Origin of the sequence: Corynebacterium pyruviciproducens ATCC BAA-1742, from assembly GCF_000411375.1 — a bacterium.
GTDB lineage: Bacteria > Actinomycetota > Actinomycetes > Mycobacteriales > Mycobacteriaceae > Corynebacterium > Corynebacterium pyruviciproducens.
In genome coordinates, this window is the sequence record NZ_KE150448.1 from 518,535 (window position 1) to 534,131 (window position 15,597).

General features: G+C 63.9%; 16 protein-coding genes. 5 read left to right on the forward strand and 11 right to left on the reverse strand.

Going from position 1 to position 15,597, the window contains the following annotated elements:
• Positions 1 to 11: 11 nt before the first annotated feature.
• Entirely contained in the window at positions 12 to 827 is an 816-nt protein-coding gene (locus HMPREF1219_RS11955; protein ID WP_016459187.1) for a PrsW family intramembrane metalloprotease, read from the reverse strand.
• A complete protein-coding gene (locus tag HMPREF1219_RS11960) occupies positions 827 to 1,288 on the reverse strand; it encodes a hypothetical protein (protein WP_040427809.1) in 462 nt (153 codons plus the stop codon). The genes HMPREF1219_RS11955 and HMPREF1219_RS11960 overlap by 1 nt, the downstream gene beginning before the upstream one ends.
• A 26-nt stretch (positions 1,289 to 1,314) precedes the next feature.
• On the opposite strand from HMPREF1219_RS11960, the gene HMPREF1219_RS11965 reads away from it, so the two are divergent.
• The gene (locus HMPREF1219_RS11965) at positions 1,315 to 3,102 is read left to right on the forward strand and encodes a M13 family metallopeptidase (RefSeq protein WP_016459189.1); all 1,788 of its coding nucleotides are present in this window, start codon (positions 1,315 to 1,317) and stop codon (positions 3,100 to 3,102) included.
• Here HMPREF1219_RS11965 and HMPREF1219_RS11970 read toward each other — a convergent pair.
• A complete protein-coding gene (locus tag HMPREF1219_RS11970) occupies positions 3,092 to 4,627 on the reverse strand; it encodes a purple acid phosphatase family protein (protein WP_016459190.1) in 1,536 nt (511 codons plus the stop codon). The two genes, HMPREF1219_RS11965 and HMPREF1219_RS11970, sit on opposite strands and share 11 nt — an antisense overlap.
• Before the next feature lie 6 nt (positions 4,628 to 4,633).
• Complete coding sequence (locus HMPREF1219_RS11975) at positions 4,634 to 6,235, reverse strand: purple acid phosphatase family protein (RefSeq protein WP_016459191.1); 1,602 nt, start codon at positions 6,233 to 6,235, stop codon at positions 4,634 to 4,636.
• A gap of 224 nt (positions 6,236 to 6,459) precedes the next feature.
• On the opposite strand from HMPREF1219_RS11975, the gene HMPREF1219_RS11980 reads away from it, so the two are divergent.
• Positions 6,460 to 8,154: an alkaline phosphatase D family protein gene (locus tag HMPREF1219_RS11980; protein ID WP_016459192.1), complete on the forward strand. Its 1,695-nt coding sequence runs from the start codon at positions 6,460 to 6,462 to the stop codon at positions 8,152 to 8,154.
• Here HMPREF1219_RS11980 and HMPREF1219_RS11985 read toward each other — a convergent pair.
• From HMPREF1219_RS11985 to HMPREF1219_RS12010, 7 genes are all read right to left on the reverse strand, one after another.
• Complete coding sequence (locus HMPREF1219_RS11985) at positions 8,151 to 8,879, reverse strand: VOC family protein (protein WP_016459193.1); 729 nt, start codon at positions 8,877 to 8,879, stop codon at positions 8,151 to 8,153. The genes HMPREF1219_RS11980 and HMPREF1219_RS11985 overlap by 4 nt on opposite strands.
• Positions 8,879 to 9,142: an RNA-binding S4 domain-containing protein gene (locus HMPREF1219_RS11990; RefSeq protein ID WP_016459194.1), complete on the reverse strand. Its 264-nt coding sequence runs from the start codon at positions 9,140 to 9,142 to the stop codon at positions 8,879 to 8,881. The genes HMPREF1219_RS11985 and HMPREF1219_RS11990 overlap by 1 nt, the downstream gene beginning before the upstream one ends.
• 53 nt (positions 9,143 to 9,195) lie before the next feature.
• Positions 9,196 to 9,345: a beta-class phenol-soluble modulin gene (locus HMPREF1219_RS12685; protein WP_016459195.1), complete on the reverse strand. Its 150-nt coding sequence runs from the start codon at positions 9,343 to 9,345 to the stop codon at positions 9,196 to 9,198.
• Positions 9,346 to 9,411: 66 nt separating this feature from the next.
• On the reverse strand, positions 9,412 to 10,050 hold the full coding sequence (locus HMPREF1219_RS11995; RefSeq protein ID WP_016459196.1) for a LysE family translocator: 639 nt from the start codon (positions 10,048 to 10,050) through the stop codon (positions 9,412 to 9,414).
• A 6-nt stretch (positions 10,051 to 10,056) separates the two neighbouring features.
• Complete coding sequence (locus HMPREF1219_RS12000; protein ID WP_016459197.1) at positions 10,057 to 10,776, reverse strand: SDR family oxidoreductase; 720 nt, start codon at positions 10,774 to 10,776, stop codon at positions 10,057 to 10,059.
• Positions 10,769 to 11,476 carry an alpha/beta hydrolase family protein gene (locus HMPREF1219_RS12005; RefSeq protein ID WP_016459198.1) on the reverse strand — a complete coding sequence of 236 codons (708 nt, stop codon included), beginning with the start codon at positions 11,474 to 11,476 and terminating at the stop codon, positions 10,769 to 10,771. The genes HMPREF1219_RS12000 and HMPREF1219_RS12005 overlap by 8 nt, the downstream gene beginning before the upstream one ends.
• Positions 11,469 to 11,999 carry a DNA-3-methyladenine glycosylase I gene (locus tag HMPREF1219_RS12010; RefSeq protein ID WP_016459199.1) on the reverse strand — a complete coding sequence of 177 codons (531 nt, stop codon included), beginning with the start codon at positions 11,997 to 11,999 and terminating at the stop codon, positions 11,469 to 11,471. The genes HMPREF1219_RS12005 and HMPREF1219_RS12010 overlap by 8 nt, the downstream gene beginning before the upstream one ends.
• 186 nt (positions 12,000 to 12,185) lie before the next feature.
• Here HMPREF1219_RS12010 and HMPREF1219_RS12015 point away from each other — a divergent pair, with 186 nt between their 5' ends.
• From HMPREF1219_RS12015 to HMPREF1219_RS12025, 3 genes are read left to right on the forward strand one after another with little or no spacing between them, the layout of a single operon-like run.
• A complete protein-coding gene (locus HMPREF1219_RS12015) occupies positions 12,186 to 12,689 on the forward strand; it encodes a PadR family transcriptional regulator (protein WP_016459200.1) in 504 nt (167 codons plus the stop codon).
• Positions 12,682 to 13,350, forward strand: a complete 669-nt coding sequence (locus HMPREF1219_RS12020; protein ID WP_016459201.1) for an ABC transporter ATP-binding protein — start codon at positions 12,682 to 12,684, stop codon at positions 13,348 to 13,350. Before HMPREF1219_RS12015 ends, HMPREF1219_RS12020 begins: the two co-directional genes overlap by 8 nt.
• Positions 13,343 to 15,502, forward strand: coding sequence for an FtsX-like permease family protein (locus HMPREF1219_RS12025; RefSeq protein ID WP_016459202.1), 2,160 nt, complete (start codon positions 13,343 to 13,345; stop codon positions 15,500 to 15,502). The genes HMPREF1219_RS12020 and HMPREF1219_RS12025 overlap by 8 nt, the downstream gene beginning before the upstream one ends.
• Positions 15,503 to 15,597 lie beyond the last annotated feature (95 nt).

Here is a 15,597-nt window from a genome sequence, read left to right on the forward strand (position 1 = left end):
CGTCACACTAGTCACACGCGTAACAGGAGGGCGGGTGTGTCGTAGCGGTGAACGTCGGCACGCGCGGCGCGCAGAGCGTGGATGCAGACTGCTATGAACACCGCGTAGAGGGCGACGGCGCAGAAGATGAGGGAGACAACCTGAACCCACACCTGCGGGGGCTGAAGGTTCCACCAGAAGTGGAAGAGCGTCGACAAGCCCCAAAAACCGAGGGCGACCACAAACGAGCGGGAGGTGAAGAGCCACAGGCCGAGGCCGTAGGCGAGGATGCCGGTGAACATCATGTGGAGGCCCGGGCCGGCAACGGTGCGCGCGCCCCACATTTCCAGCATGCCGAGGATGTCGGAGGACGGGTGGTAGAGCGCGCCGGCGATGCCGTAGCCCAGGTTTTCCACCGCCTCGAAGCCGAGGCCGACGAGAATTCCAATGGACAGAGCGTGGTAGGGGCGGGTGATGCGCGGGCAGAGGTAAATGATGAGGAAGGCGCCGAGTCCCTTGGCGGCCTCCTCGGGAAGCGCGCCGGCGAAGGACGCCATGGTGAGCTCGCTGCCCGCCAACCGCGTCGCCTCCATGAAACCGGAGCTGCCGGCCACCACGAGCACCAGGGATGTGCCTCCGCCCCAGGCGAGAGCAGCAGCAACCCACCGCCACGTCAGCCCCACGGGCCACAACCGGGAGGTGGAGAGCAACCAGTAGAAAAGTGCCACCCACGCGCACGCGAACACGAGCGAAACCAGGCCCGCCACCGGCGAGGCGATGATGGAGGCGAGGCTCACGAGGAGCCCCGCGACCGAGCACGCAAGTCCAAGGTAAAGCCACCACTTCATTAGGCGTTCACCGCCTGCAGGGCCTCGATGGTGGGGCTGATGAGCACGCCGGAGGCGACGGCGACGGTGTACGTCTTGTCCTCCCCGGTGGGGGCGAGGATGACGGCGGTGTCGCCGTCACGAAGTACGGTGACCGAGCCCTCGGTGGTGGGCCGGTTATCGGTGGGCAGGTACATCTCGGCCCGCCACAGGCGGGTGGCGGCGAGCGCCGGGTCCTTAATCCCGCCCAGCTCGGCGGAGCGGACGTAATCGGTCCCGCACTTGTAGCCGGTGAGCATCCCCGAGCCGAAATCGCGCTCGCACTGGGGCGAGGCGGGAAGGGGGATCTCGTCGCCGACGGTGACCGCCTCCCTGGCTGGGGCGCCAGTAAACAGAAGTGGCAACCCGGCTGGGGCGAAGAGGTACGCCAGGACCGCGACCACGGCCAGTACGCTTACAGTAGGTTGTAACTTGTAATGCACGCCACCCGATTGTAGGAGAAAATCACGTGAAAGACTTATTCGAGATTGTCAACGGCGAGTGGTACCGGGAGACGGATATTCCCGCCGAGTACGCCTCGTGGGGGACGTTCCAGGAGCTGCGCCTCGATTCGCTCAAGCAGTGCCGCAGGCTCGCGGAGGCAGACCAGGGCCTGGTGGGAACAGCGTACCGCTCGTTTATGGAGCACCGCGGCGAGGTGAGCGACCTCGAGTTCGATTACCTTGACAAGCCGCTGCCGGAGGCGCTCGGGGAGCTCGACAAGATCGGTGTGACTGCTCCGGCTTCGTTCTTTGTGGAGAAGTCCGCCGACAGTGAGGACGCCGTGGCCTACATCGTCCAGGCCGGCCTCGGGCTTCCCGACGAAGCCTACTACCACGCCCCCGAGCACGCCGAGACGCTGAAGAAGTACGAGGAACACGTCGCCCGCATGCTCGAGCTCACCGGCCGGAAGGAGAAAGCCGCCGACGTCCTCGCCGTGGAGCACTACCTGGCCCGGGGTCACTGGGACAACGTCGCCTGCCGCGACGCGGTGAAGACCTTCAACCCGATGGAGCTAAGCTCGCTGGGAGACAACGTCCAGACCATGTTGCGCACCATGGGGCTTTCCGACGGCACCGTCATCGCCTGCCAGCCCTCCTACCTCGAGCACCTGGAGACCGCTTTCACCGAGCTTTCCGACGAGCAGTGGCGGGCCTGGGCCGTGTGGCACATCGTCAGCTCCCGGGCCGGGTTGCTTTCCGACGACCTGTCGGCCGCCAACTTCGACTTCTACGGTCGCGTCCTCTCCGGCTCCGAAAAGCAACGCGACCGCTGGCAGCGCGCCCTCGGGTTTGTCGAGGGAGGACTCGGATTTGAGCTAGGCAAGCTGTACGCCGCCGAATACTTCCCCGAATCGTCCAAGAAGGAGATGCTCGAGCTCGTCAGCTACCTCCTCGCCGCCTACCGGGAGCGCATCTCCCACCTCGACTGGATGACAGAAGCCACCCGTGACAAGGCGCTGGCCAAGCTCGAGCTTTTCACCTCCAAGATCGGCTACCCCGATGAGTGGCGCACCTACGACGTGGAGCTGTCCGAGGACGATCTGGTGAGCAACTCCCGGGCGCTCGCCCTCAACGCGCACAACTTCCACCTGTCCAAGCTGGGCAAACCGTACGACCGCGGCGAGTGGGTGATGACGCCGCAGACAGTCAACGCGTGCTACAACCCGACTGTCAATGACATCACGTTCCCCGGCGCGATTTTGCAGGCGCCGTTCTACTCGCCCACCCACTCCCCGGCTGAGAATTTTGGGGGCATTGGTGCGGTCATCGGCCACGAGATCGGCCACGGCTTTGACGATCAGGGCTCCCGCTACGACGGCCGCGGCAACCTCGAGGTGTGGTGGACCGACGAGGACCGGGCCGCCTTTGAGAAGCTCACCGCGGCGCTCGTGGGCCAGTTCCAGGGGCTCGTCCCCATCGCCTTGGAAGGACAGGACACCCCGGGCGTCAACGGCGAACTCACCCTGGGCGAGAACATCGGCGATCTCGGCGGCCTTGGCATTGCGCTGGTGGCATATAAGAAATACGCCGCCGACCACGGGGAGGACGTGGACCTCGTCTCGTTCTTCACCTCGTGGGGCAAGTCGTGGCGGCAGAAGACCCGCCCGCAGATGGCGGCGCAGCTCTTGGCCATCGACCCGCACTCCCCGTCGGAGTTCCGCTGCAGCGTCATCCCCAAGAACATCGACGAGTTCTACGAGGCTTTCGACGTGGAGGACGGGTTCGCGCCGGAGGAGCGCGTGACTATCTGGTAATCAGCGCCATGATGGCATCGCGTTGCGTCCACAGCGCGGTGCCAAGCGCCGCCAGGACGGCGAGGATCGGCATGACAACACCGGCGACTTGAAGGTCCGAGCTTGTCGACGCCTCCGGTTCCGGTTCCTCGCCAGGTTTCGGCGTCACGATGACTGTGGCGGTCGCGGTGGCGGTTTCCGTCGCCGTCGCCGTCGGTGCGGTGGTCTCCTTGTCTCCGGGCAGGGTGGTGTGGGTGCCGGGGTTATCAGGCAGCGGGGCGAGGCGCTGCTTGTTGAGCGTCACGGTGTCTACCACCGAGCCGTCGTCGACGTTGTAGGTGGTGAGCGTAAGCTTCTCGGGGCTCACCTCCACGTTGGTGTAATCGGGGGTGTAGTCCTGGTTCCAGTAGGCCACCTCGGGGCGCACGAGGCTCTGCGCCACCGACTCCTCGTAGGTGAGCTGGGGGAGGCGCTTGGTGCCGGAGGCAGCGAAATCGTAGAACTTGGAGCCGGTAGAGCTGTTGGCTGTGTAGTACAACACCTCGTTGCCCCTCGGGGTGAGGTTTGTTTCAGTGGTGGTACGGGGCGTGGTTCCCGCCATGAGGTAGGAGCGCGAGTGGAGGTGCTCGTGCCCGTTGAGCACCACATCCACGCCCAGCTGACTCATAACCGGGCCCAGTTCGGCGGCAATATCCCGGGGCTTGGATTCGAAGGCATGCCAGCTGTGGGCGTACGGCGCATGGTGGAAGGTGACGATGATCCAATCTTTCCCCGCCCCCGCGGTGGCCACCGCCGTGCGCAGGTAATTGACCATCGCCCCGTAGTTGATGCCATTGCTGTCCAGCCCCACGATGAGCGCGTTATTGTACTCGTAGTAGTAGTTGTAGCCCTGGGCATTGGGCAGGTTGAAGTGGCGGGCAAAAGCCACGGGGCTATCGTCGTGGTTGCCGTTTTGCACCGCCAGGCGGTACTGGCGGAGCTCGGAGGGGGAGAAAAAGGCAGCGTATTGATCCTGGTCAAGGGAGTAGTTCACCTGATCGCCTGAGGTGACGAGGAAGGCGGCATCCGGATGGGCACCAGTGGACACGTTGAGCGCCTTGGCCCATCCTTCGGTATCTGAGGTGAGGTTGCCGGCGCCGATTTGCGGGTCGCCGTAGAACAGGAAGTTCCACGAATCGGCCGCGGGCTGTGTTTTCAGATCGAACCATATGGTCCAGCCCACCTCGTCTGAACCGACACGGTACTGGTAGGATTCGCCGGGGGTGAGGCCCGTGAGGTTGGCGAAAGTGGAATACTCGGCGCGCGTTGTGGTGAGCCGGGTGTTGGTGCCCGCCACCCTAGTGACGTGCCCGGAAGCATCCTTCACCTCCACGTACTGCTGCTGTCTTGACGGCATATACCAGGACATGTTCGCGCTGGTCTCATCAGGCCCGACGCCGAGGTAAAGATCGTAGGAGTTAGCAGTCTGCGCGACGGCAGGAACCGCGAGCCCCGCGGAGAGCATGGTGGCGGTGATGCCCGCAGCGATGATCGTACGAAGTGACATAGTGGGTTACCTTCCTAGAAGCTGGTTGATCTGCGGGCCGAACTGCTGGAACACGAGGGCACCAAGGGCCCCGAGGATGCCGAGCACGCTGACCACGATGGAGGCGATGGCGGCATTGTCGGAGGAACCCGCCGCGCTCGGCTCGTCCGTGGCGGTCGGGCTGGCGGTGGGTTTGAGCGTTGTCGTGGCCGTCGAGGTGATCGTCGTCGTCGATGTCGAGGTAGACGACGTCGATGTCGACGGCTTCGCGGTGGTGGGATGCGCTGGCGCATCGTTGTTGACCAGAGTCACCTTATCGATGACGTAGGGTTGGTCAGCGTCGTAGGTGGTAAACGTCAGCTGCTCGGGCGTGACCTGCACCTTGAGGTAGTCCGGATCGTAATCCTGCCGCCAGTACGCCGTCCACGGGTAAGCCGGGTGATTGAAATCATCCGAATACTCCATCCGGGCATTCGGAACGGATTCACCGAACCGATCTTGGAAGTCGTAGTACTTGCCCGCGCCCGTCGACGTGCTAGTGATGTACAGGACCTCGCCGTCCTTGGGCTCGAGACGATCGCCACGTGTGCCCAGCCCGGTACCCACCGGCTCCGTTCCGTTCATGAGGTGGGAGCGGGTGTAGATGTGATCGTGGCCGGAGAGCACCGCGTCCACTCCGAGCTCGGTGAACACCGGCGCGAGGTTCTCCCGAACCTGCTTCACGTCACTATCCGTGACGTGGGAGCCCTGGGAGAACGGCCCGTGGTGGAGCATAACCACGATCCAGTCATTGTTGGAACCATGATCCGCCACCGTCTTTTTAACAAACTCGGTGTGCTTATCAAACCGCAGATCGTTGGTATCCAGGCCGATGAACAGGACGTTGTTCTTTTCAAAGTAGTAATCCTGAATGTCTTCTTCCTGGTTCGGGTGGGAGAAGAACGCTTTATAAAACTCCATCGCGCCGGAGTACGTCTCGTGGTTGCCGGGGATGGTGGACAGAGGGATGTTTCGCACCTGCGGAGACTCGAGGAGCGCGCGGTGTTGGTCGACCGCGGAGCCCCAGCCCTCCACCTGGTCGCCGACGGAGACGAGAAGCTGTGCATCGGGCACGTCCGCGGTGGCGGCGTCGACGGTATTCATCCACGTGTTCTTTTGCGCGTCGATAAGCGTGTTGACGCCGATCTGCGGGTCACCGAAAACGAGGAAGTTCCAGTTGCCGTCACCGTCATCGGTGGTGTACTCGTACTCCGCGCTCCACCCGGTTTCCTCCGAACCCACCTGGTAGCGGTAGGTCTCCCCGGGCTCCAGGCCAGTGATGGTGGCCGTGCGGGCTTGGGTGAGAAGTTGAGCAGTGGGCGGGACTGAAGCGTCGACAAGCCTGGTCCCAAAGGAACCAGTGACCTTGAGCTGCTCGGGGGCGGTGCCCACCGTCTGCCAGGACACAATGGCCTCGGCGCCGGTCGAGCCAGGCTGGAGAACCACCGACGATTGGGGGCCGGTGGCGGCCGCGAGCTCCACCGCCGGGGCGACCTCGGCGCGATCCTCCTGCGCAACGACGTAGTACGAACCGGTCAGGGCGAGCGAAACGGCGGTGACCGAGCCGATAATCCAACGATAACGAGACACAGCAAACCTCAACAGTTCAAGCTTCCAACAATGACGCACTCAGCTTAGGAACAGCGGGTAACGCGACCGTAACCTGAGAGTTACCTAAGAGTGAACTTTTTCCAACTCGAAAACCCCTGAACACCGTGTAAATTTGCAGCAGTCTCCCCCGCCATATGACATTCACATGAATTCATGGTGAACTCGGTCTGCACGCCACCTGGGTGGCCCTAGGGTGAGAGATTATGTCGACTGAAAACACCCTGTCTCGGCGCCGTTTCCTGGCCTACTCGGCGCTCATAACTGCAGGTACCGCCGTGGCCAGCTCCGCCGTCGCCCACGGCGGCCCCCGTGACCAGTCCATCGCCCCGCTCGACTTATACAACCAGGCATCCCGCGCGGGACTCCCGTTCCTCCATTCCGTGGCCAGCGGCGATCCGTTGCCCGATTCCGTCATCCTGTGGACGCGCATCACCCCCGACCGCGACAGCCTCCCCGGCTCCGGCATCGGCCCCGACGTGCAGGTGAAGTGGGAAATCGCCCCCGACACCGGGTTCACCGACATCGTGGGCGAGGGCACTGCCACAGCCACCGCAGAGCACGACCACACCGTGCACATTGACGTGCGCGGACTCGCCCCCAACACAATCTACTACTACCGTTTCACCGTCCTCGACGGCGAGCACCGGGGCGCGGTGTCCCCCATCGGGCGCACGAAGACGGCGCCGGCCTACGATTCCTCCCCCACATCCATGTCCTTCGCCGTGGCCTCCTGCGCAAACTGGGAGTGCGGCTACTTTTCCGCCTACCGCGACATGGCGCAGCGCGGCTACAACGGCGAGCTCGACCTCGTCGTGTTCCTCGGCGATTACCTCTACGAGTACGCCACCGGCGAATACGCTGGTAAATCCGGCATCAGCCGCGTTCACCACCCGCAGTGGGAAATCACCACGCTGGAGGACTACCGAGTCCGCTACGGCTGCTACCGCACCGACCCATTCCTCCAGGCCGCCCACGCCGCCTCACCATGGGTGGTGACCTGGGACGACCACGAGACTGCGAACAACTCGTACGCCACCGGTGCCGAGAACCACACCGACAACCCCGCCGAGGGCCTGTGGTCCACCCGGCGCGACAACGCGCAGCGGGCCTACTTTGAGTGGCTACCCGTCCGCGTCACCATGGACAGCCCCGAGCGCCACATTTACCGCAATTTCCAGTACGGCGACCTCATGGAACTGACCATGATGGACCTGCGCAGTTACCGCGACGCGGAGACCACCGCCACACACTTCGCCGACGAGGATCGCACGATGCTCGGCAGCGAGCAGTTCACGTGGCTGAAGAAGGTGCTGGAGACCTCCACCACGAAGTGGCAGGTGTTGGGCAACTCCGTGATGTTCAGCCCAATGAAGATCCTCACGGTGGAGGGCAACCCGGCGGCCAACCGGGCACTCTACTTTGTGGATCAGCGCTCCACCGGCACGGCCGTCAACTCCGACCAGTGGGACGGTTACGCCGCCGACCGCGACCGCTTGCTGGAGATTCTCTCCAAGACCAAGAACAACACCCTGTTTGTTACCGGCGACATCCACTCCGAGTGGGCGAACTCCGTCATCTGGGATAACAAGGAGATCGGCTGCGAGCTCGTGTGCACCTCCATCTCCGCACCGAACGTGGACGAGATCCTCACCAGCTACCTGGGCACGTACCACCCGGAGAACAACTCCACGAGCCTCCTGGTGGAGGATATTCTCACCAGCGCGAACCCGTGGGTGCACCACCTCGACTTTGACGCGCACGGCTACTCCATCGCTCACGTCAACCCCGACGAGGTGATCATGGACTTCGTCCGCGTCGCCGATGTGGAGACGAACAACGCGGCAACGAACATCGCTGTCACCAAAACGTGGCGGCCGGGCGAAGGCTACGTGGACTAGTCCTTATCCCCGCCGAACACATCGTCCGACTCGTGGATCGTTTCCTCCTCCACGTCCTGGAACGGAACCTCAGCCAGGCCAAGGGTGTGCCCGGCGGGGGTGCGCACCACGGCCGTGGGGCCAAGGAAGGACTCCTGTGGCTGCTGGACGATGAGTGACGGATCGATGCCCGCGAGCGTGGCGGAGAGATCCTCCACCCCGAAGTACACCACCCAGTTGTTGCGCGGCTCGGCATCGATCTGCCAAAACCAGGCGATCGCGCCGCCGTCCTTGTAGGCCACGTGGATGGCACCGTCCTGCGAGTCGATGACCCAGCCGAATATCTCGGCGTAGAAATCAACCTCGGGCTTGGGGCCCGCGTACTCAAACCACACGGGGGTTCCCGGCTCCCCCACGGCGAAGAAGTGCTCGCCGGTAAGCAGGGAGAACGGCACGCCTGCGGGGTCGAGGCACTGCGTATCCGAGAGCACCTGGCCGCCGGCGCGGGTTACCTGCTCGTGGGCATCGGCGAGGTCGCCCACGGTGAACCCGACCGACCAGGCGTTGAAGTCTGCCTCCACCACCGTGGCGATGGGGATGGATTCGAGGGTGAGGAAAGCACCTTCGGCACGCTCGTCGAGGCCGTAGCCCAGGGCGGAGGAAAAGAAGTCCACGGTAGCTTTCTTGTCCGTGGTGTAAAGAACGAGCGCGCTCGGCGTGCCCTCTGGCATGGTGAGAACGGGCATTAGCGATCCTCCCACTTGCTCGGGTCAAAATCGTCGTCATCGTCGGCGGCGAAAGTTCTCAGCACCGCCTCGCCGGCGGGCGCGGTCACCACGTCACCCTCGTGCAGCACCTTGCCGCGGCGCGTGTCCACCTCGCCGTTCACTCTCACGTGCCCCTCGGCGATGAGGAGTTTTGCTTCTCCCCCGGTTTCTGCGAGGTTTGCCAGCTTGAGAAACTGGCCTAGTTTGATGGAGTCGTCACGGATTTCCACTTCAAAGCTCATGCCCCCATCATGCCAACAAAGTGACACGAAGGGGGCATGAGGGGCACTTTTTTTTACTTGGAGCTCAGGAGGGAGCTCAGGGCGCCGTCGTCCTCACTGATGAGGCCGAGTGCTTTGAGGATAGTGCCGAGGATCCCATCGGTCATGAGGGACCAATCCTCTTTCACTGCGCCTTCAACAATGTTGGTGATTGCTTCTTCCATTATTAATCAACTCCTTTCTCTCACCCCGGAGCGTAACGGAAGTAGTTTATCCACACAACAAATTGCTCAAAGTTTCCACGCCCCCATCGTTGTGACCATCATTCCGCCCGCCACCAGAGCGAATATCACAGCTGCTACGGCATCAGCCACCCACATGGAGCGGGCAATCTTCTGCCCCACGAGCCCCGCCACGTAGCCGAGCCCACAGTAGAACACGAGCCCAAAGCCGAGCATGAACGCCGGCATGAAGATGGCAAACCCAAGACCCATATCAGGCGTGATGAACTGGCTAAACAGGGCACCATAGAAGACGAGCGCCTTGGGGTTGGAGAGGTTAGTAAAAAGCCCGGCGCGCACGGCTGCGCCCACGCTTGTGGGCCCACGGCGTGGCGCGCTACCTGCGCCAGAGACTCCCCCATCCCCATCACACCACCGGGCGACCACACCCCGCGCCAGGGACACCGCCATGTAAAGCAGGTAGGCGGAACCGGCAAGCGCCAGCACGTCCATCACCACCGGGTAGGTTGTGACCAGCGCCGAGAGCCCGGCGAGAGAAGCCACGCCCCAGATGAGGTTGCCCAGGGTGGTGCCGAGCCCACAGGCCGCGCCGAGCCGCCCGGAGGTAGAGCCCACGCGGATGATCTGCATGGTATCCGGGCCGGGCAACATGATCGCCGCCACGGTGATGAGGATAAACGACCCCACAGGCGGCTAGCCCTGATCGGTGGGCTTGATCACCAACCGGTCGATGTTGACGTGAGCAGGCAGGGAGGCCACCCAGCGGATTGCCTCGGCGATGTCCTCGGCGACGAGGTTTTGGTGGGCGGCGTACACAGCATCGGCGCGGGCCTGGTCGCCCTTGAACCGCACGAGGGAGAAGTCCGTTTTCACCCGCCCCGGGTTGATCTCGCACACGCGCAGCGGGCGGTCGAGCGTTTCCAACCGCAGCACCCTGGTGAGCGCCGCGACACCGAACTTGGCGGCATTGTAGCCCGCGCCACCCACGTAGGGCGTGATCCCCGCAATGGAGCCCACGTTGACAATCTGCGCGCCGGGAGCGAGCTTGGGCAGCAGCGCCTTGGTCACCCGCACGGTGCCGAGCACGTTGGTCTCGTACATCCACTTCCAATCGTCGATGTTGGCATCCTCCACCGAATCCAAACCTTTGGCGCCACCCGCGTTGTTGATCAGCAGGTCCACCGTGCCCACGGATTCAGCGAGGTGGCGCACCGAGTCCTCATCAGTGACGTCGAGGGTCACCGCCTCTCCGCCGATCTCCTCGGCCACTTGAGCGATGAGCTCCGTGCGGCGGGCTGCCACGATGACGTGCCAGCCGTCGCCCGCCAGCGCCCGGGCCGTGGCCGCCCCGATGCCGGAGGAACCGCCCGTGACCACAGCGATTCCGCGTGATTTTCCGTTCTCGTTACTCATACGTTTTACCTAACCACGTCGCAATCGTTCCCGCGAGCCTTTTCGGCACCGCCCAGTCCGTCATCATGTGGTTCACTCCCACAAGGTCGTGGGACTCCACGCGTGCCAGCCGCCCGCGCAGCGCCTGCGCTTCTGTAAAGGGAACCACCTCGTCATCGACGGAGTGGATGGCCAACACCGGCACACCGGGATCGGCCACGTACGCCGACCGCAGGGAGGACACCATTGCCCCGCCGATAACTAGCTCCTTGCCGCCGACGACGTTGGTCCCCTCGTGCACCAACCCGAGGACGTGTCCGGGCTGCGAGGGCGTGCCGATCGTCACCACCGGCACCGTCGCCCCGGACAACACCGCGAGCCCTCCCAGCGAGTGGCCGATGCGTGCGGTCTCCGTTAGCCCCAGCCCCCGCAGGTACTCACCGGCGGCGGCGACGTTGGCCACGTCCAGGTCGAACGACCCCCAGGAGAAATCGCCTCGCGTTTCCCCCACCCCGTAGAAATCGAACCGCAGCACGGCGTACCCCAGACGCGCCAGCTCCTTGGACAACCTGTGCAGGTGGGGCGCGTTCTTGGTGCACCCGAAACAGTGCGCCATGAGGATTACGCCACGGGGTGAGGCGGGCACATCAAGGATCCCCGCGACCGCGCAGGGCACACCACCTGGCCCCATCCCCGGGAAACTGACCGGCCGTCTACTCATGGATCCGGTTATCCACTAGCCCACAGGCCTCCATGAGCGCGAAGCACGTGGTGGGACCCACGAAGGTGAAGTTCGCCTTCTTGAGGTCGGCGGCGAGTTCGGCGGCCTCCGGGGCGGAGGTGCGTGGCTCGCGGGTCGGTGTTGGCGGTTCCCACGTGGCGGGTGCGTGGGACCAGACGAGCTGCGGGAGCCCGCCTTTCTCGCGCAGCGCCACGGTGGCCAGGGCGTTGACAATGCAGGCGCGGATCTTGCGCGAGTTCTTGATCACCCCCGGCTCGCCCATGACGCGCTCGATGTCCTTTATCCCCCACGTGGAGACGATGTCCGGGTCGAAGCCGGCGAAAGCCGCCCGCAGGCTGTCGCGCCGCTTGAGCACCAGTGACCAGCTGAGCCCCACCTGGAAGGCCTCGAGGCAGATGCGCTCATAGAGTCCCTGTTCATCGCGGACAGGGATCCCCCATTCGTTGTCGTAATAGTCCTTGAGTTGGGGCGTGGTCACCCACTCGGGATAGATGGTGTGCATGTGGTTTTCCTCCGATTCTTTTTTGCTCCCCAGAACCAGGAAGCTACGTTCAGTTGTAACCCATGACGGTCACGCTGGGGGTGACACGCTACCCCCGCACACCCTTGACCACCCCTTAATTACCCAGTAACTTAACCAGTAAGTTACCCAGTAACCATAACCCCGCACATCACCAGGCAGGATCCCATGTCAATCAAGAACGCGCTGCTAGAGCTCGTCACGGAGCACGAGGCAAACGCCGCCGCGCTGCGCGACGCGTTTCACGAGCGCACCAACCACATCTGGCCACTCAACATTGGCCAGGTCACCCAAACGCTCGCCCGCCTCGAACGAGACGGGCTCATAGAGAAGGCCGGCGAAAAGAAGGTGGAGTCCGGCCGCCACACCGAAACCTACCGGGCCACCCCCGAAGGAGAGGCCTTCACTCGCCAGTGGCTTACCGAGGCCGTCGTCCCCGCCAAGGCCGAGCGCGACGAGCTGACCATCAAGGTGGCCATGGCCGTGGCCTCCCACCAGCCGCTCCAGCCACTCATCAACGCCCAGCGCACGGCCGTTATGGGCGAGCTGCGCGCGCTCACCCGGCAGCTTGACCGCGCAGCCACCGTGGAAGAAATTGCCATCAAGAGGCGCATTTTCGCGCTTGAATCCGAGCTTCGCTGGCTCGACTACGTGGAGGAACGCCATGCTTAAACTCGACAACATCACCAAAACCCACCAGTCCGGCAATCGCGCCGTGGTAGCGCTCGATGGCATCAGCCTCGAGGTGCGCCCCGGCGAATTCCTCGCCATCATGGGCCCCAGCGGCTCCGGTAAATCCACCCTCCTCAACATCGCCGGTCTCCTGGATACGCCGAGCTCCGGGGAAGTCATCATCGACGGCACGCCCACGAGTCATCTAACTAGAAAGGAGCGGGCCCGAATCCGCCGCCGCGACATCGGGTTCGTGTTCCAAAGCTACAACCTGCTCGAATCGCTCACGGTCATCGAAAACGTCGCCATGCCGCTGCGCTTCGACGGCGACAAGAACGCCCTCGCCCTCGCGGAGAAGGCGCTTTCCACCGTCGGCATCGACAACCTGCGCGACTCCTACCCCGCCGAGATCTCCGGCGGTCAGGCCCAACGGGTGGCCATCGCCCGTGCGGTTGTTGGTCCTCGCCGTTTTTTGCTTGCCGACGAACCAACCGGCGCTCTCGACACAGCCTCCGGCGACGCCGTCATGAAGATCCTGCGCGACCAGGTGACCGCAGGCGCTGCCGGTATCCTCGTCACCCACGAACCGCGCTTCGCCGCGTGGGCCGACCGCACCATCTACCTGCGCGACGGCAAGATTGAGGGAGACGACCGTGGGTAAATCGACTCTGACCGGCTACACGGCCCACCTGGCGTGGAAGGACCTCACCTCCCACCCCGTCCGGTTTGTTATCTCCATCCTGCTGTTCGCCCTGCCGCTGTTCGCAGCGGCGAGCATCGGCACGCTCACGTACGCCGTGGACAAGTATCCCACAACGTTCTCGCTGGCAGGGATCCCTCAGTCCAGTCTCATGGAGTCCAACGCCGACGAATCGGCGATCGAATTCGATTCCACCTCCGCCACCATGACCATCGACGGGATCGCAACCCAGTTCGTGCTCGCGACGATCGCCCCCGACCAAAACACAGACACCCTGGTCACGCAGCGGATTGCACCGGCGCTTGCAAGCGACACCACGCCCGCGCTTCCCGGCGAGGGCGAGATCCTCCTGCCCCGTACCATCGCTGAGGTCGCCCACCTCGCCCCCGGTGATTCCGTCACCTTTGACACTGTGGGGGACGATGAAACACCACGAACCTTCACTGTCACCGGGGTGCTCAACGGCACCACCGCGCTCACTACGGGCCTGGTGACCGACCCCGTGTACTGGCTATCATGGGACAACGACGGACTTATCACCTCGTCCATCGTCATCAGCACCGACCTCATCCCCGCCTACCTGCTCTTTATCCTGCTGGCAGCCGGACTTACCACGCCTGTGTTCGCGCTTGGTTTCCGCAGGATGCGCAGGACGCTGGGGACGCTAGCCGTCAACGGTGCCGAATCCCGCCACCTGCAGGCCATCGCCGTGTGGGAGGGGTTTTTCACCTCTGTGCTCGGCGCGGTCACCGGCACCGTCCTTGGGCTGGCCACCGCTGCCGTGGTGCTGGCCTCCACGGGCTCACTCGGCGGGTTCTCCATCACGCTCGACGCACTGAGCGTCTTTACTCTCGCCGTCATCCTCGCCGGCTTGCTCTCGGCATGGTTGCCTGTGCGGGCAAAAGTCACACCCGCCCACTGGCTGACAAGCGATGACCTGCACATCCGGCGCCCACGCTGGTACCTCGTCCTGGGCCCGCTTCTGCTCCTTTTAAGCCTCGCCTCCGAAAACTTCCTCTTCGTGGGCATCGGTATCCTCCTTTCCGGCCCGGCCGCGCTTGTCCTCGTCCAGTACTTTCCGCTCCCGTACGCCGCGAAGCTCGCCACCCGGCTCACCCCTAGGGCGGGACTTGCCACCGGCGCGATCGGCACGCTGCTGTTCATCTCCATGTTCGGCTTCGGAATCAGCTACGTCACCGAGGACGGCTACGACGATGCCTACATCTCCGGGGTGGTGCGTGTCAGCACTGACATCCAATCCGACGACGCTCGTCTGCTCGGCCCGCAGGCCCACGCCATCCTGCAGCGCGCCCACCCGCGCCAAGAGGCCGACCTGTACTCGGCCCACACCTCTGCGTACGGGTCATGTTCGTGGTTGCCTGTCGACGTGTGCTCGCGGTACCTCGTCGCCGAGCCCACCGTCCTCACCATGCTTTCGCTCACCGACGAAGAGTTGCGCCTGGCCACCGATGCCTCCGCACAGGGCCACGCCGTGGAGTTCGTCTCCTCCCATCCCGCCGACGAGTCCGATGCCCCACAAGAGGATCCCATCCCCGGCCTCGTGGTTGAGCGGGTGCCCACCAACCAACGTCTCGACGGCATCTTTATCCCCCTCAACACCGCACGCGAACTTGGTCTCAAGCTCCAATACGAGGGTGCGATGGGCACCGTGGGCGATGCTTTTTCCCCGTGGCAGGCCGCCCACTTCCGCTCCGCGTCGGATTACAAAGCCGGCTTCTACGCCAACGCCATCGGCGTGGACTCCACGGTGCTTCCGTTTTTCACCGTCCCCGTCCTGTTCGGCTGGGGCACTACCTTTGCCGCAGTCCTGTTGCTCGTCATCATCGCAAGCTCGTACACGCGCCATTCCCGGGAGCTCATGGTGAGTGTGGGTGTGGCACCCGGTTTCCTCAGAAGGCTGGGCATGTACCAGGGGTTCATGGTGACAGCGGTGGCGGCCCTCCTTGCCACAGTGGGCCTGGGAATGTTCCTGTTTGTCGACGACGTGCGCCCCACCGGCTGGATCATCCTCGTCGGCGCGCCCGTCGTCGGTGCCCTCACCGGCTGGCTTGCCTCCCGCAATACGGCCCCAGCACTGTCTCGCCGCCCCTAGGCACGTTCGCCCGGGCGGTGAACCGCCGCGAGGCGTAAGCACACGTGGCGAGGCGCTAGTACACGTGGCGAGGCGCTGGTACACGTGGCGAGGCC

What these genes read in the sequence shown, in the direction of transcription:
- HMPREF1219_RS11970 (WP_016459190.1), bottom strand. Translation starts at nt 4,627, where the DNA reads ATGTCACTTCGTACGATCATCGCTGCGGGCATCACCGCCACCATGCTC.
- HMPREF1219_RS12005 (WP_016459198.1), bottom strand. Translation starts at nt 11,476, where the DNA reads ATGAGTAGACGGCCGGTCAGTTTCCCGGGGATGGGGCCAGGTGGTGTG.
- HMPREF1219_RS11985 (WP_016459193.1), bottom strand. Translation starts at nt 8,879, where the DNA reads ATGCCCGTTCTCACCATGCCAGAGGGCACGCCGAGCGCGCTCGTTCTT.
- HMPREF1219_RS12685 (WP_016459195.1), bottom strand. Translation starts at nt 9,345, where the DNA reads ATGGAAGAAGCAATCACCAACATTGTTGAAGGCGCAGTGAAAGAGGAT.
- HMPREF1219_RS12010 (WP_016459199.1), bottom strand. Translation starts at nt 11,999, where the DNA reads ATGCACACCATCTATCCCGAGTGGGTGACCACGCCCCAACTCAAGGAC.
- HMPREF1219_RS11955 (WP_016459187.1), bottom strand. Translation starts at nt 827, where the DNA reads ATGAAGTGGTGGCTTTACCTTGGACTTGCGTGCTCGGTCGCGGGGCTC.
- HMPREF1219_RS11980 (WP_016459192.1), top strand. Translation starts at nt 6,460, where the DNA reads ATGTCGACTGAAAACACCCTGTCTCGGCGCCGTTTCCTGGCCTACTCG.
- HMPREF1219_RS12000 (WP_016459197.1), bottom strand. Translation starts at nt 10,776, where the DNA reads ATGAGTAACGAGAACGGAAAATCACGCGGAATCGCTGTGGTCACGGGC.
- HMPREF1219_RS11990 (WP_016459194.1), bottom strand. Translation starts at nt 9,142, where the DNA reads ATGAGCTTTGAAGTGGAAATCCGTGACGACTCCATCAAACTAGGCCAG.
- HMPREF1219_RS12020 (WP_016459201.1), top strand. Translation starts at nt 12,682, where the DNA reads ATGCTTAAACTCGACAACATCACCAAAACCCACCAGTCCGGCAATCGC.
- HMPREF1219_RS12015 (WP_016459200.1), top strand. Translation starts at nt 12,186, where the DNA reads ATGTCAATCAAGAACGCGCTGCTAGAGCTCGTCACGGAGCACGAGGCA.